The sequence below is a fragment of the Bradyrhizobium erythrophlei genome, from assembly GCF_042430365.1.
GTDB lineage: Bacteria > Pseudomonadota > Alphaproteobacteria > Rhizobiales > Xanthobacteraceae > Bradyrhizobium > Bradyrhizobium erythrophlei.
On record NZ_JBHMET010000274.1, the window covers coordinates 164,459 to 178,275 of the forward strand.

At 64.4% G+C, this 13,817-nt stretch carries 16 protein-coding genes; 9 read left to right on the forward strand and 7 right to left on the reverse strand.

Features of this window, described 5'->3' with window-relative positions; translation table 11 throughout:
* Positions 1-100: 100 nt before the first annotated feature.
* Both ACFFWD_RS42720 and ACFFWD_RS42725 read right to left on the reverse strand, forming a co-directional pair.
* On the reverse strand, positions 101-901 hold the full coding sequence (locus ACFFWD_RS42720) for an enoyl-CoA hydratase/isomerase family protein (protein ID WP_376975434.1): 801 nt from the start codon (positions 899-901) through the stop codon (positions 101-103).
* A 45-nt stretch (positions 902-946) separates the two neighbouring features.
* Entirely contained in the window at positions 947-1,828 is an 882-nt protein-coding gene (locus ACFFWD_RS42725; protein ID WP_376975435.1) for an SDR family oxidoreductase, read from the reverse strand.
* Between the two features lie 230 nt (positions 1,829-2,058).
* On the opposite strand from ACFFWD_RS42725, the gene ACFFWD_RS42730 reads away from it, so the two are divergent.
* Complete coding sequence (locus tag ACFFWD_RS42730; RefSeq protein WP_376975436.1) at positions 2,059-2,586, forward strand: MarR family winged helix-turn-helix transcriptional regulator; 528 nt, start codon at positions 2,059-2,061, stop codon at positions 2,584-2,586.
* A 50-nt stretch (positions 2,587-2,636) separates the two neighbouring features.
* On the opposite strand, the gene ACFFWD_RS42735 is transcribed toward ACFFWD_RS42730, so the two are convergent.
* The 4 genes from ACFFWD_RS42735 to ACFFWD_RS42750 form a co-directional block, all read right to left on the reverse strand.
* Entirely contained in the window at positions 2,637-3,539 is a 903-nt protein-coding gene (locus ACFFWD_RS42735) for an SDR family oxidoreductase (protein WP_376975437.1), read from the reverse strand.
* 74 nt (positions 3,540-3,613) lie between these two features.
* Positions 3,614-4,582 (reverse strand): Bug family tripartite tricarboxylate transporter substrate binding protein, encoded by a 969-nt coding sequence (locus ACFFWD_RS42740; RefSeq protein WP_376975438.1) that lies wholly within the window; start codon positions 4,580-4,582, stop codon positions 3,614-3,616.
* A gap of 132 nt (positions 4,583-4,714) precedes the next feature.
* Positions 4,715-5,107, reverse strand: a complete 393-nt coding sequence (locus tag ACFFWD_RS42745) for a hypothetical protein (protein ID WP_376975439.1) — start codon at positions 5,105-5,107, stop codon at positions 4,715-4,717.
* Between the two features lie 99 nt (positions 5,108-5,206).
* Entirely contained in the window at positions 5,207-6,208 is a 1,002-nt protein-coding gene (locus ACFFWD_RS42750) for an amidohydrolase family protein (protein WP_376975440.1), read from the reverse strand.
* A gap of 167 nt (positions 6,209-6,375) precedes the next feature.
* Between ACFFWD_RS42750 and ACFFWD_RS42755 the strand changes: the two genes are divergently transcribed.
* The 8 genes from ACFFWD_RS42755 to ACFFWD_RS42790 are packed head-to-tail and all read left to right on the forward strand — an operon-like array spanning position 6,376 to position 12,935.
* Complete coding sequence (locus ACFFWD_RS42755) at positions 6,376-7,593, forward strand: NAD(P)/FAD-dependent oxidoreductase (RefSeq protein ID WP_376975441.1); 1,218 nt, start codon at positions 6,376-6,378, stop codon at positions 7,591-7,593.
* Between the two features lie 25 nt (positions 7,594-7,618).
* Positions 7,619-8,890: an aromatic ring-hydroxylating oxygenase subunit alpha gene (locus tag ACFFWD_RS42760; RefSeq protein WP_376975442.1), complete on the forward strand. Its 1,272-nt coding sequence runs from the start codon at positions 7,619-7,621 to the stop codon at positions 8,888-8,890.
* A 15-nt stretch (positions 8,891-8,905) separates the two neighbouring features.
* Positions 8,906-9,391, forward strand: a complete 486-nt coding sequence (locus ACFFWD_RS42765; protein WP_376975443.1) for an aromatic-ring-hydroxylating dioxygenase subunit beta — start codon at positions 8,906-8,908, stop codon at positions 9,389-9,391.
* 9 nt (positions 9,392-9,400) lie between these two features.
* Positions 9,401-10,162, forward strand: coding sequence for an SDR family oxidoreductase (locus ACFFWD_RS42770; protein WP_376975444.1), 762 nt, complete (start codon positions 9,401-9,403; stop codon positions 10,160-10,162).
* Positions 10,163-10,173: 11 nt separating this feature from the next.
* On the forward strand, positions 10,174-10,488 hold the full coding sequence (locus tag ACFFWD_RS42775) for a non-heme iron oxygenase ferredoxin subunit (protein ID WP_376975446.1): 315 nt from the start codon (positions 10,174-10,176) through the stop codon (positions 10,486-10,488).
* A gap of 1 nt (position 10,489) precedes the next feature.
* On the forward strand, positions 10,490-11,173 hold the full coding sequence (locus ACFFWD_RS42780) for a TetR/AcrR family transcriptional regulator (RefSeq protein WP_376975447.1): 684 nt from the start codon (positions 10,490-10,492) through the stop codon (positions 11,171-11,173).
* A gap of 11 nt (positions 11,174-11,184) precedes the next feature.
* Positions 11,185-12,078 carry a VOC family protein gene (locus ACFFWD_RS42785; protein ID WP_376975448.1) on the forward strand — a complete coding sequence of 298 codons (894 nt, stop codon included), beginning with the start codon at positions 11,185-11,187 and terminating at the stop codon, positions 12,076-12,078.
* Entirely contained in the window at positions 12,075-12,935 is an 861-nt protein-coding gene (locus ACFFWD_RS42790; protein WP_376975450.1) for a VOC family protein, read from the forward strand. Before ACFFWD_RS42785 ends, ACFFWD_RS42790 begins: the two co-directional genes overlap by 4 nt.
* A 113-nt stretch (positions 12,936-13,048) precedes the next feature.
* Here the strand turns inward: ACFFWD_RS42790 and ACFFWD_RS42795 are convergent, their stop codons facing one another.
* Positions 13,049-13,768, reverse strand: coding sequence for a GntR family transcriptional regulator (locus ACFFWD_RS42795; protein ID WP_376975452.1), 720 nt, complete (start codon positions 13,766-13,768; stop codon positions 13,049-13,051).
* Positions 13,769-13,817: the final 49 nt, after the last annotated feature.

A 13,817-nucleotide genomic window follows, 5' to 3' on the forward strand; every position in this document is an offset into this window, starting at 1 on the left:
CGATGCCCGGATTATAGTGCACTAGTGTACCTTATTTCATATTACGATATTCTGCAAATGGGCAAGATTGTCGCGTCCAGCCGCCGGCGCGGCGGCACGGTCACTTGCCGGCGAAGACCGGCTTGCGCTTCTCGACGAAGGCCTTGACGCCCTCGCGCGCGTCGTTGGTCCGCGAGATCGCGGCCAGCGTCCGCGCCTCCTCCTCGAGCTGGCTTTCCAGCGATCGCTCCAGCGTCTCCGAAAACAGGCGCTTGATTGCGCCGTAGGCCTCGGTCGGCCCCGCGGCGAGTTCGCGCGCCATGCGCTCCGCCTCGCCCTGCACCGCGTCGTCGGCGACCACGAAGTCGACCAGTCCGAGCGACAGCGCCGTCTTCGCGTCGAGCGTCTCGCCGAGCAGGAAGAAGCGCCTGGCGCGCGCAACGCCGATCCGGCGCGTGACCGTGGTGGTCGACCCGCTGTCCGGGCTGAAGCCGATCCTGGAAAACGCCGCCGAGATCCGCGCCGATTCCGCCATGACCACGAGGTCGGCCGCCGCCATCAGCGACACGCTTCCACCCGCGACATTGCCGTGGACGGCGGCAACGACCGGCGGGCGCATCCGGACCATTCTGGCGATCGCGGCATGAAGGTCGGCTGTCCACGTCTTGATCGTTCGCGGCAGCGCGTCTTCCTGATTCACCAGCGACATCAGGTCGCCGCCGACGCTGAACAGCCGACCGCGCGCGGAGAGCAGCACCGCCCGCACGTCCGTGCGTTCGCTCAGTTCCGCGATTGCCAGGCAGAACTCCCGGCAAAACTCCCCGTCGATCGGATTTCCGCGCTCGGGCTGATTCAGGACGATATGGGCAAGGCCATCGTCCATGGCGAAGTCGAAGCTCTTTGTCGATATGGCCAGTCCCATCGGCGTCTCTCCCTTCGTGACTGCAAGCGCGCCTTCTACCAAGGCTCAGATCGACCGCGCCTGCTTTTCCTTCTGCACCGAGGCCTGAATGGCGTCGCGTGCGCGCTGCCAGTCGGCCGGCGACAGTTTTGAGAGCCCCGCGAAGGTGCTGGGCGCCGCCAAATGATGACCGCCGTCGATGCTGATCGTGTCGCCGGTGATGTAGCTGCAGCCGTCCGACATCAGGAAGATCAGGAGATTGCGCAGCTCGTCCATCTTGCCGAAGCGACGCAGCGGCACCTCGTCCGCCTGCGTCGCGCCGACGCCGGTCTCCGCCAGCGGATTGAGCTTGTCCCAGGCCCCCTCGGTCGGGAACGGCCCGGGCGCGATGGCATTGACGCGGATGCCCTTCGGCCCCCACTCGACCGCAAGCGACATGGTCATCGCGTGCACGGCCGCCTTCGCCATCGCCGCCGGCACCACATAGGCCGAGCCGGTCCACACCCAGGTGACGAGATTGGAGATGATCACGCCGGGCAAACCGGCCGCGATCCACCGCTTGCCGCAGGCAAGCGAGGCATAGAACGAGCCGTCCATCACCGTCGCGCGCACCGCCTCGTAGCCACGAGGCGACAGGCTTTCGGTCGGAGCCAGAAAATTGGCCGCGGCGTTGTTGACGAGGCCGGTGAGCGGACCGTCCTCCCAGATGCTCGTCATCATCGCTTCGATGCTGTCGGGATCGCGGACATTGGCGAGCAGCGCGGACGCCTTCCCGCTCGATCTGGTACGGATTTCCCGCACGGCCAGATCAAGCACCTCCTGACGCCGCCCGCAGATGTAGACGTATGCGCCATGAGCGGCGAACCCGACCGCCATCTCCTTGCCGAGCCCGGTGCCTCCGCCGGTCACCAGGATGCGCTTTCCCTTGAGCACGGCGGCGTCGAACATGGCGACTTCCCTCCCTGTGGCCGATGTCTGTGTGGCGAGCCGCGTCCTCGGCCGGACCGGACCAGCGGCTCGACCTAATTAATACACTAGCGTACTTATTTTGTAAATCGGTCGTTCGGCCGACTATGGTACAGCGTGAATCTGTGCAGATTTCGTGCGCCACCCTTTAAAATACGCTGGTGTATGGTATTAGTGAACCTCTGGCCCGACTCGCCTGAAGGGAAATATCAATGGTCGATCAGCCCGATTGGGATCTTAGGCTTGGCTACCTCATCCACGACGTGTCGCGGCTCCGGAGGATGATGTTCGACCGCGCGCTGGCGCCGCTCGGCATCACCCGCTCGCAATGGTGGGTGCTGGCGTTCATCTCGCGCAAGGACGGCCTGCCTCAGACCCAGCTCGCCAACGAGCTCGACGTCGGCAAGGTCGCCGTCGGCGCCCTGATCGATCGGCTGGAGTCCTCCGGTTTCGTGTTACGCCAGGCCGATCCGGTCGACCGGCGGGTCAAGCGTGTCTATGTCACCAAGCAGGCGCGCGGCTTCCTGGAGAAGCTCCGGAAGGAAACCGACAAGTTCAATGCCAAGATCGTCAACGGGATCGACCGCAAGCAGCTGGAGGCAGCTTCGGACGCGCTCCTCGCCATGAAGCACAACCTCCTTGCGATGTCCGATGGCACGGTCGCCGACAGCGGAGAGGACGAGGCGGAGGAGGAGACGCAGCGTTCCAAGACCCGGAAAAAGCGGCGGGTGGCCGCCTGAGACCGTCCCCTGCCGAAAGGCGCGGATTTTCGGGAGAGATCCCGAAAAGCTCATGAGACGATGTCGCGTCCCCAGATATCGGCGTTGGGGCGCGCTTTCCGCATCAGCTCCATCACCTGAGGGCCGAGTTCGTTCGGGTCCTCGACCGGGTCGATGCCAGGGCCGGCGTGCCAACCTTCGGCAACCCTCAGAATGCCGTCGCCGGCCTCGAACACGCGGCCGGTGACGTCCGCCGATTGTTCGCTGGCAAGCCAGACCACGATCGGCGCAACCCAGCGCGGATTGCGCCGCTTGATCTCTTCTTCGGTGCGCTCCCGCAATCCCTCGGTCATCCGGGTCTGCGCCCGGGGCGCGATCGCATTCACCGTGATGCCGTACTGCCGAAGCTCCATCGCGGTGATGATGGTGAAGGCGGCGATGCCGGCCTTGGCGGCTCCATAATTGCTCTGGCCGACATTGCCGAACAAGCCGGATGCGGATGAGGTGTTGATCAGGCGGGCGCTGACGGGCGCGCCACGGGTCTTGGCCTGCTGGCGCCAATATTGCGCGGCATGGTGCGACGGTGCGAAGGTGCCCTTCAGATGCACCTTGATTACGGCGTCCCACTCCGCCTCGATCATGTTGACCATCATGCGGTCGCGCAGGATGCCGGCATTGTTGATCAGGACGTCGAGCCGGCCGAACGTATTGACGGCGTCGTCGATCAGCGCCTTGGCCCCGGCCCAATCGCTGACGTCGTTGCCATTCACGATCGCTTCGCCTCCGGCGCGCCTGATGTCGTCGACGACCTGCTGCGCGGGCGAGAGATCGACCCCTTCACCCGCGGCCGTGCTGCCGAGATCGTTGACGACCACTTTCGCGCCCTGCTCCGCCAGCATCAGCGCGTATTCGCGCCCAAGCCCGCGGCCGCCTCCCGTCACAATCGCGACTCGCCCGGCGCACAGCGTTCCCATCCGTCGTCTCCCGCTATTTAGTACGCTGATGTACTAATTTCAGGAGGCGATTGCAACCGCGAATGCCGCGCGCGTCACTTCCTCTCGATCTTCGCGAACTCGACGATTTCGGCCCAGCGTCGCGTGTCGGCTTCCTCGAAGCTCTTCAGCTCGCCGGGACCGGCCGGAAACGGCTTGGCGCCGACGGACTGCAGATAGGCCGCCGTGTCCTCGTCGTTGACAAAGGCGAGCACCGCCTGGCTGAGCTTCGCGACGATCTCGGGGGACGTGCCCGCACGGACGAACACCCCGACCCAGGCGGTCAGTTCGGCGCCCGGCAATCCGGCCTGCGCGAGCGTCGGAATGTCCGGCATGCTCGCGAGCCGCTCGCTGCTGGTCACCGCGAGCACGCGCAACCGGCCATCCTGGATCAGCCCTTGCGCGCTCGCGGGATCGGCGAAGACGCAATCGATCTCGCCGCCCAGCACGTCGGTCAGCGCCTGCGGCATGCCGCGATAGGGGACGTGCTGCATCTCGATCCCGGCCCTGTGGCGAAACAGCTCGGCTGCGCCCCTGCTCGAGGTGTTGCCGCTTCCGAAGGACAGCGGCTTCTGCCGCGTTTTCGCCAGCGCAACGAAGTCCGCGACGCCCTTGGCCGGAAAATCCGGCCGCACGGTCAGCATCATCGGAATGGTCATGATCCCTGCCACAGGCACGAAATCCGCCTTGGGGTCGTAGGGCATGGATTGGAACAGGCTGACATTGGCTGCCTGGGTCGAATTGGTGGTGACGAAGACCGTGTAGCCGTCGGCGTCGGCCTTCAGAACGGAGAGCGCGGCAAGATTGCCGTCCGCGCCGGGCCTGTTGTCGACCAGAACCGTCGCGCCTGTCCCGGCGCGGATGCGCTCGGCGAGGCGCCGCGTCACGGCGTCAGTCGCGCTGCCCGCGGGGAACGGGACAATGAGGTTGATGCGCCGCGACGGGTAGGATTCCGCCGACGCGCTTGCCGCCGGCGCCATGAGTGCAATGAAGAGCGACAACGCGACCGCAATGCGAAAGCGCATGACTTCTCCCTCAGGCCGGCGCCGGCGACTCGCAAGCTACCGTCCGGCGCAAAGTCCCGGTTTGTTCTTGTTCGTACTCTAATTTACTATCTGCGCGAACATCCACTTGCAAGCGCGCTGCTCGGTTCTGCCCTATCCGCATGGTTCCGATTCACCGCGCGTTCCGCGCAACTCGACACGATCGATCTCGGCAAAGCGTCCGTCGCCGACGGCCATATCCGCCGCAAAATGCATGGGGTCGGCATGCCCGCAGATCACATCGGGAAAGTGCCAGTTCGCCGTCCCCAAAACCGTTTCCCCGGCCAGCACCACGATCTTCAGCGGATGCCTTGCACCGATCCCGCGCGCACTCTGATAGCCGTCGGCGATGCAGTAGAGTTCGAGCCGCAGCCGGTCCTCTCCTATCCGCTGAACCGACACCTCGATGTCAAAGAAGCCGAATGCCGGATCATCCCGCGAACCGTCCGCGTAGAAATAGAATGCGCCGATCTTGCCATGCGAGCACGGGCCGAGCATGTAGTCCATCGGCACCTGCGGATCCGGCCGCGCCGGCGTGCGCGGCGGCAGCGGCCCGAGCGAACAGAACCGGCGATACGAATAGCAGATTGCCAACACGGCCTCCCTCTAGCGTCGCGGCGTTGAGGGCTCCGCGTAAAGCCCAAGCAGCCGCCTTGCATTGGCGGAAAATGTTTCGCGCGTCACGGCCAAGGCCTGTTCGGCAAATTGCGCAGGCCGGTCCTGCTTGATCGTGAACGGATAGTCCGATCCGACCACCAGCCGATCGATCCCGACCTTGGCGGCGAGATGCCGCAGCGCCGGCGGATCATAGAGAATCGTGTCGTAATAGTAGGATCTGGCGATCTCCGCCGGCTCTCTCGCAAAAAGGCCCTGCAGCGGCGGCCCAAGCGCGCAAGCGTGCTGCAGGCGCGGCAGGATCCAGGACAGCGCGCCGCCGCCATGGCTGAGCATGATCCGCAGTTTTGGAAAGCGCTCGAGTACGTCATGCGTCATCAGCGACACCGCGGCGAAGGCGGTCTCCAGCGGAAACGCGGCCACGGCTGCAAGCTCCGGCCGGCCACCCATCCGGTCAAGCCCGAGCGGGTGCAGCGGATGGATCATCAGTATCAATCCGGCCTGCTCCACGGCCGCATAGATGTCGTGCAAGCGCGCGTCGCCGAGAGGCATGCCATTGATATGCGTGCCGATCTCGATGCCGCGCAAGCCGAGTGATCTGATCTCCTCCACTCGCCGCACCGCAAGCGAAACATCCTGCATCGGAACCATCCCGATGCCGATGAAATGGCGGGAGTGCTCGGCACATAGCGCCGCGATCCCCGTATTGACATGGCGGCAAAGCGCATCCGCGTCATCAGGTGGAAACCAATGCGACAGCAATTCCGGCATCGGCGACACCACCTGCACGTTGACGTCGTCGCGCGCCATGTCATCGAGCCGGCGTGCCGCATCCCAGCTGCGGGCATCGATCATCCGAAAGACCTTGCCGCCGACCATGACGGCCGCGGCTTCGTCCCTGAGCTCGACGGACGGCCAGAGCGGGTTGCGGGCCGGTTCCGCCCGAATGTGCCGCGGCACGAAATGGGTATGGGTATCGATCGCTTCGACCAAGACGTTTCCTCGATGCATTTTGCGCCGCACGCGCGGCCGGAACCGCGCTGCTGTTTCATTTACAAGCAGGTTGGACTGTTTTTATTTTCTATGCAACGCCGAATTGGTATGCTAGTGCACTATACAAACATAAGCGATCAGCCATCGCATCAGGGAGCGAAGCGAGCGTGGCGCAGCCGGTCGACAACATCGTGATCGTGGGAGCCGGCCAGGCCGGCGGCCGCGCCGCGGAGGCGCTGCGAGGCCGCGGCTATAGGGGCTCCATCACCATGATCGGCGAAGAGCTCCACCCTCCCTATGAGCGGCCGCAGCTTTCCAAGGGGATGTTGCTGTCTGCGGATGCGCCGGTCGCCTACATCAAGCAGGCCCGGGACTGGAACGAAACGCTGGGCGTCCGGCTCGAGACCGGCGCCCCCGCAGTCGATTGCGACGCCGAGCGTCGCATCGTCTCGACCGCGGACGGCCGTTGCTTCCCCTACGACCACCTGCTGCTCGCGACCGGCACGCGGCCGCGGCGGCTTGCGGCACTCGAAGACGCGCCGCTAGAGGTGCAGTATCTGCGCAATGTCGAGGATGCGCTCCGGTTTCGTCGCCACATCGAGGCACGTTCGCGCATCGTCATCGTCGGAGGCGGCGTCGTCGGCCTGGAAGCCGCCTGTGCAGCCGCCAAAAACGGCTGCCGCGTCACGGTGATCGAAAGCGAAGCGCGGCTGCTCGCCCGCGCGTTCCCGACACTGGTCAGCGATCTCGTTGCGGCCGCGCATCGCAGTCAGGGCGTCGAATTCGTCTTTGGCGCGACGGTGAGCGGCTCTACGTCGAATTCCGTTCGGCTCAGCAACGGCACCGAGATCGCGGCCGACCTCGTGCTCGTCGGCATCGGCGTCATTCCGTCGGACGACCTTGCCGAACGGCTCGGTCTGCCCATCGCGGGAGGCATTGCGGTGGATGCCTGCGGCCGCACTGCCGTTTCAGGCATCTTCTGTGCCGGCGATGCCGCCCTGCAATGGAGCCGCTGTCACGGCCGCGCGATCCGCGTCGAGACCTGGGCGAATGCGCAGAACCAGGCGATCGCGGTGGCCGCCAACATGATCGGCGAGACCAGGGAATACAACGACCCACCATGGTTCTGGACCGACCAGTACGACCTGAACATCCAAGTCGCCGGCGACATGCGCGATGCCGACCACATCGCGCGCGGCGATCCCACCAGCGCGAAATTCTCTGTGATCGCGATGCGCGGCTCCGAAATCGTCGGTGCGCTCTCGGTGAACGCCGCCAAGGACATGGCCATGCTGCGGCGGATCATCGCCGCCAACGCAAGGCCGCAGCGGGCCGATCTCGAGTCGCCAACTTACGACCTCCGCGCCGCATTGAGACCGCAATGACGAGATCACCGAGGGAGGAACTACAATGAACGCGTTCGAACGAATGAACACCGCGCTCATGGTCGACGAGGCCAGGCAGATCTTCAAGGTTTCACGCCGGGCCTTTGTCGATCCCGACATCCTCGAAGCCGAACGCGCGCGCATCTTCGACAAATGCTGGCTCTATCTGGGTCACAGCTCCGAGCTTCCCAAGCCCGGCGACTTCGTGACACGTCAGGTCGGCGGCCGCAGCATCCTGTTCGCGCGCGACGCCAAGGGCACCTTGCGCGCCATGTTCAACACCTGTCCGCATCGCGGCGCGCAAGTCTGCCGTGAAAAGCACGGCAATGCAAAATCCTTCCAGTGCTTCTATCACGGCTGGGTGTTCGGTCTCGACGGCGCGTTGCGCAGCCAGCCCGGCGAAGCCTCCTATGCGCCGGATTTCAAGGAGCGCAGCACATCCAATATGCAGCAGGTGCCGCGGTTCGAGACCTATCGCGACTTCTGCTTTGTCTGCTTCGACAAGAATGCCGAGACGCTGGACAGCTATCTCGGGCCGGTGAAGGAATATCTCGATATCATCGGCGACCAGGCCGAGATGGGCATGACCATCGTCGGCGGCACGCAGGAATACTCCATGCGCGCCAACTGGAAGCTGCTCACCGAGAACTCGATCGACGGCTATCACGCGCTCACCACGCACGCGACCTACTTCGACTATCTGAAAGCGACCAATGGCGGGCTGGCACCGGTGCCGCTCGATGGCGCCGCGCGTGATCTCGGCAATGGGCATGCAGTGCTGGAATACAAGGCGCCGTGGGGACGTCCGGTGGCGCAGTGGATCCCGATGTGGGGCGAAGACGGCAAGCGCGAGATAGACCGGCTTTACCATGGACTCGTCAGCCGTTACGGCGAGGAGCGTGCGAAACGAATTGCGCTCTACAATCGCAACCTGTTCGTATTCCCCAATCTGGTCGTCAACGACATCATGGCGGTGACGATCCGCACCTATTATCCGCAGGCACCCGACTTCATGACCGTGAGCGCGTGGGCGCTGGCGCCAAGGGAAGAGACCGATTGGGCGCGCAAGTACCGCCTGTTCAATTTCCTGGAATTCCTGGGTCCCGGCGGCTTTGCCACCCCCGACGACGTCGAGGCGCTCGAACAATGCCAGCGCGGCTTCCGCAATTCCGCGGAAGCGCAGTGGAACGACATCTCCAAGGGCATGGGCAAGGAAACGCCGTCCTATGACGACGAGCTGCAGATGCGCGCGTTCTGGTCGAACTGGAACAGGCACGTCTTCGCGGCGACGGCGTAGAGGCAGGAGGCGCAGATGCAGAACATCTCCCGGACCGACGTCGAGGATTTCCTGTTCGCCGAGGCCGAGCTGCTTGACGAATGGCGGCTGCCGGAATGGCTCGAACTTTTCACCGAGGACGCGATCTACTACGTGCCGTCGACCGACGTTCCCGCCGATTCCTCGCCCGACAAGAACCTGTTCTATGTCGCCGACGACCGGTTCCGGCTCAGCGAGCGCGTCAAGCGCCTGATGAAGCGCACCGCGCATGCCGAGTTTCCGCATTCTCGAACCCGGCATCTCGTCAGCAATGTCCGCATCAGAAGCCGCAGCGACAACGAGATGGAGGTCGGGGCGGCCTTCATCACCTATCGCACCAAGGACGGCGTGACCGACACCTATTTCGGCAGCAACCGCTATCGACTGGTGGCCGAGAACGGCCGCCTTCGCATCAAGGAGAAGCGTTGCCTGCTCGACAGCGAAGGCCTGCGCACGCAAGGGCGTGTCAGCATCATCCTTTGAGGGGCCGCGATGGACAAGAAGCTCAGGAACAACGTGGCCATGGTGACCGGTGCCGCAAAGGGCATTGGTCTGGCGATCGCGGAGCGGCTGGCGAAAGACGGCGCCAAGCTGGTCCTCGCCGACCTCGATGAAGCCGGACTGAAGCAGGCTTCAGCCCATCTCGTCGGCCAGTTCGATACGGAGGTTGCCAGCCAGGCCGGCGATCTGGCCGATCAGGCGATCGCCGGGAAGACCATCGCACTCGCCTCCGAACGGTTCGGCCGCCTCGACATCCTGGTCAACAACGCCGGCGGCGGCATCATCAAGCCGTTCGCGGAACACACGCCAGAGACGCTGAAGACGACCATCGACCGCAATCTATGGACCGTGCTTTGGTGCTCCTGGTACGCGATCCCCACGATGCGCAAGCAAGGCTACGGCCGCATCATCAATCTCGGCGCCGATTCCGTGCGTAACGGTTTGTGGGATCACGCCGCCTACAATGCCGCCAAGGGCGGTGTGCATGGCCTTACCACCGGCATGGCGCGGGAGTTCGCTCGTGACGGCATCACCGTCAACACGGTCGCGCCGTGCGCGGTGAACACGCCGCAGATGGTCGCCATCACGAAAAGCCAACCCGCGCTCGCCGCCAAATTCGTCAGCGTCATCCCCATGGGCCGTCCGGCCGAAATGGAGGAAGTCGCCTCGATGGTGTCCTATCTCGCCTCCGCCGAAGCATCGTTCGTGACCGGCCAGGTCATCAGCGTCAACGGCGGCAGCACCATGCTCTAGGGTATATCGACATGGCCGAAACAGTCGTTCTCTGTACCGCCGATGACGTCGTCGAAGGAGAGATCAAGCAGGCTCCCCTGCCCGACGGTACCAACGTCGCGCTCTATCGGGTGGCCGGCACGATCTACGCCACCGCCGACATGTGCACCCATGGCGAGGCGTCGCTGTCGGAGGAAGGGCTCATCAACGGCAAGATCGTGGAATGCACCTTCCACTTCGGAACCTTCGACGTCACCACCGGTGACCCCACCGGCATGCCTTGCGAGATTCCCTTGAAGACATATCCCGTCACCGTCGTTGACGGGAAGGTTCAGATCGAGGTCTGACATGCCCATCCGTTCCGATCGTGCAACAACTCCTGTCAAATCCGCGCGCCGAGCGCTGGCGCCGCCGCGTCGTCGCACCCAGGCCGAGCGAACGGCGGAGACCCGGCTGCGCATCCTGAAGGCGGCGGCCAACCTGATCCGGCGTCGCGGCTACGCCAGATTTCGCACAGCCGAAGTCGCGGCCGAGGCGGGCGTCTCGCGCGGCGCGCAACTCCATCATTTCCCGACCAAGGACTCGCTGGTCGTCGCCACGCTCGAATATGTGTTCGAACAGGCTCAGATCCTCAGCCGCCGCCGTGCGGCGGCCGTGAACCGTCCGCGCGACCTGATCGAGGCGGTGATCGAGGACGCCAAGGAGTTCTTCTTCAGCGAACACTTCATGGTCGCGATCGACATCGTGCTTTCGACCTCCACCGACCAGGCCGTGCGCAAGCAGATCCTCGACATCTCGCGCAAGGCGCGCCGTCCGGTCGAGGCGGCCTGGGCCGAGGCGCTGGTCGCGGGTGGCGTTCCGGCCGCGGTTGCCGCCGATATCGTGGCGCTCACGCTCGGCGTCGTTCGCGGCATGGCACTGCGCACGCTGTGGGACAACGATCCGAAATGGTTCGAGCATCTGTTCGCGCTGTGGCGCCAGATGATCAGGAGCTTCCTCGAAGCCGAGCAAAAGCGGGGGCGGCCAAGGTGAGCAGGGACGCGATGAGCCGAACCACGCCACTGATCGCCTCGGTCTGCTATGTCCGTCACGCGGTCGGCGAGCCGCAGGCCTGCGCGCGCTTTGTGTCCGACATCTTCGGCCTGCAGCGGGTCGCGGATCAGGATGGCGAGCTTGCCTTCCGCTCCGATGATCGCTTCCGCACCGTGAGCCTCAGCCGCGACCAGGACGATGGCGCCAGCGTCGGCATCGAGGTCTGGGATGACGCGGCACTCCAGGAGATCAGCGAGCGCTTGCGCGGGCACGGCTTTGCCGCGAGACCGGCGACCCCCGCCGAATGCCGGCGCAGATATGTGCAGACAGCCCTGCTTGCGGACGACGTGTCCGGCAACCGCATCGATCTGGTGACGCGTCCTGCCCGCAGCGGCCGGCGTTACTTTCCGCCGCGCGACGCCGGAATCGTCGAGTTCCAGGGCGTCGGCCTGCGCAGCACCGATCACGTCCGCGATCTCGCCTTCTGGCGTCTGCTCGGCGCCGAGGTGACCGACCGGGTCGGCGACATCGCTTACTTGCGGATCGACAAATTGCACCATCGCATCGCGCTCTATCCTTCGCGGCGGAACGGCCTGCTCTACGCCGCCTTCGAGGTCGAGGCGCTCGATCAGATCATGCAGAACAGCTATTTCATGCAGGACAACCAGGTGAAGATCGTTCAAGGCCCGGGCCGCCAGTCCGCCTCGCGCCAGATCTTCCTGCATGTCGAGGGCCCTGACGGGCTGATGCTGTCTTACGTCAACGGCATGGCCGAGGTCGGCGGCGAGCCGCGTCCGGCCCGGCAATTTCCTCGCACCGCCACGTCACTTTGCAATTGGGGCAGCGAAAGCAAGGGCGTTCCCGAGCTGAGCGCGCAGCACCAGCCGAACGGGAGACAAGCATGATCCAGCTAAGGGACGTCAGCTATGTCCGCCTCGGTTCACCCGATCTCGAGCAGGCTGAAAGCTTTGCCACCGCTTGCCTTGGCCTGCAAGTTGCCGAGCGCGGAAAGAACGCCCTGTATCTGCGGTCCGACGAGCGCGCGCATACGCTGTGTTATTCGGAAGGAGATCCTCGCGAGCAGACCGTCGGATTCGAGGTCGAGGATGAAGCGGGGTTGCAGGACGCAGCCGCAACGCTGGAAGCACTCGGCCACGTCGTCCATTCCGGTACCGCGGAGGAGGCCGAACAGCGCAAGGTGAAAGCCTTCATGGGCTTTCGCGACCCGACCGGCAATCACATCGAGCTCGTCGTGCGCCCCGAGCGCAGCGGACGACGCTATTTCGCCAGCCGCGACGCCGGCATCACCGGCTTCAGCCATATCGGCCTGAACTCAATTGATCCTTCGCGCGACGAGCGGTTCTGGACCCGGGTCTGCAACGCCCGCGTCAGCGACCGCATCGGCGATATCCCGTTGATGCGCGTCAATGCCATTCATCACACCATCGCTCTGGTGCGCGCGCCGCAGGCGGGCATTCAGCACATCAATCACCAGGTCGAAAGCAATGACGACGTGCTGCGCTCGTTCTATTTTCTCAGCGAGAAGCGCGTCCCGATCGTGTTCGGTCCAGGACGGCATCCCACCTCGGGTGCGCGTTTCCTCTACTTCAAGGGACCGGACGGGATGATCTTCGAATACTCGGTCGGCGTCGACGAGGTCGAGGACGAAGCAACGCACCGGCCGCGACAATTCGGATTTGAGCCGACAAGCTTCTGCATGTGGGGCGCGAAGTCGGCCGGAATGGCCCTGCCAAGCAAGTAAGCGGTCAAGCGAGCGCAGGACGGAATCGCGGGAAATCGTAGTTTGGCGTACAAAATCGCGGAATTGGTAGCGGGGGAGAGCTACCGCCTTTCCCCACACCCGCCACGCCTGCGCTACCTTCTATCTTCGGCTTGAAGCAACGCCCCCTGTTTCGCCGTCCCACTTCTGCTTCCAGCCGAAGCGGATCGTCGATCCCCAGCAAGGCCAAGCACCATGTCCGAGAACCGCTCGCCCTGCACCAGGACGTGGTCGTGAAGGCGGCTCGCGGCGAGTTGCTCGTCGCCAGCGCGGATCGCCTCCAAAATCCCGGCGTGCTCCTGTAGCGACTGCAGCAAACGGTTGCGCGCGCGAAGCTGGATGCGTCGATAGGCGCTCAAGCGCTTGTGCAGAGCGAAGGCCTGATCGGCCAGGAAGCTGTTGCGGCTCGCGCGGTAGATCGCTTCGTGAAAATTGCGGTTGTCCGCGTAGTATTGCTCGCTATCGCCTTCCCGCGCCGCCACCTCGCAGGCTTTGTGCGCAGCTTCCATGGCCGCGTCGTTCTCCGGCGTGAGCCTGCGCGCCGCCAGTCGTCCGCAGGCGCTTTCAATCTCGGCCATGGTCTCGAACATTTCGAACAGCCTGGTCGGAGACGGCACGCTGACAATCGCGCCGCGGCGCGGCCGCACGTCGATGAACCCCTCGGCGCCGAGCTGAAGGAGCGCCTCCCGAATCGGGGTTCGAGACACCCCGAATCGGCCCGCCAGCGACGCCTCGTCCAGGCGATCCCCCGGCAGAAATTCCCCCGCAATTACAGCGTCTTCGATCGACTGCTTCAGTCTGAAGGCCTGGCTCATTGTATACATCCGGTCAGACGATTCCATACCACACACTTGACAAAACATA

What these genes read in the sequence shown, in the direction of transcription:
- ACFFWD_RS42770 (WP_376975444.1), top strand. Translation starts at nt 9,401, where the DNA reads ATGGACAAGAAGCTCAGGAACAACGTGGCCATGGTGACCGGTGCCGCA.
- ACFFWD_RS42735 (WP_376975437.1), bottom strand. Translation starts at nt 3,539, where the DNA reads ATGGGAACGCTGTGCGCCGGGCGAGTCGCGATTGTGACGGGAGGCGGC.
- ACFFWD_RS42775 (WP_376975446.1), top strand. Translation starts at nt 10,174, where the DNA reads ATGGCCGAAACAGTCGTTCTCTGTACCGCCGATGACGTCGTCGAAGGA.
- ACFFWD_RS42760 (WP_376975442.1), top strand. Translation starts at nt 7,619, where the DNA reads ATGAACGCGTTCGAACGAATGAACACCGCGCTCATGGTCGACGAGGCC.
- ACFFWD_RS42720 (WP_376975434.1), bottom strand. Translation starts at nt 901, where the DNA reads ATGGGACTGGCCATATCGACAAAGAGCTTCGACTTCGCCATGGACGAT.
- ACFFWD_RS42765 (WP_376975443.1), top strand. Translation starts at nt 8,906, where the DNA reads ATGCAGAACATCTCCCGGACCGACGTCGAGGATTTCCTGTTCGCCGAG.
- ACFFWD_RS42730 (WP_376975436.1), top strand. Translation starts at nt 2,059, where the DNA reads ATGGTCGATCAGCCCGATTGGGATCTTAGGCTTGGCTACCTCATCCAC.
- ACFFWD_RS42795 (WP_376975452.1), bottom strand. Translation starts at nt 13,768, where the DNA reads ATGAGCCAGGCCTTCAGACTGAAGCAGTCGATCGAAGACGCTGTAATT.
- ACFFWD_RS42790 (WP_376975450.1), top strand. Translation starts at nt 12,075, where the DNA reads ATGATCCAGCTAAGGGACGTCAGCTATGTCCGCCTCGGTTCACCCGAT.
- ACFFWD_RS42780 (WP_376975447.1), top strand. Translation starts at nt 10,490, where the DNA reads ATGCCCATCCGTTCCGATCGTGCAACAACTCCTGTCAAATCCGCGCGC.
- ACFFWD_RS42745 (WP_376975439.1), bottom strand. Translation starts at nt 5,107, where the DNA reads ATGGACTACATGCTCGGCCCGTGCTCGCATGGCAAGATCGGCGCATTC.
- ACFFWD_RS42725 (WP_376975435.1), bottom strand. Translation starts at nt 1,828, where the DNA reads ATGTTCGACGCCGCCGTGCTCAAGGGAAAGCGCATCCTGGTGACCGGC.
- ACFFWD_RS42785 (WP_376975448.1), top strand. Translation starts at nt 11,185, where the DNA reads ATGAGCCGAACCACGCCACTGATCGCCTCGGTCTGCTATGTCCGTCAC.
- ACFFWD_RS42740 (WP_376975438.1), bottom strand. Translation starts at nt 4,582, where the DNA reads ATGCGCTTTCGCATTGCGGTCGCGTTGTCGCTCTTCATTGCACTCATG.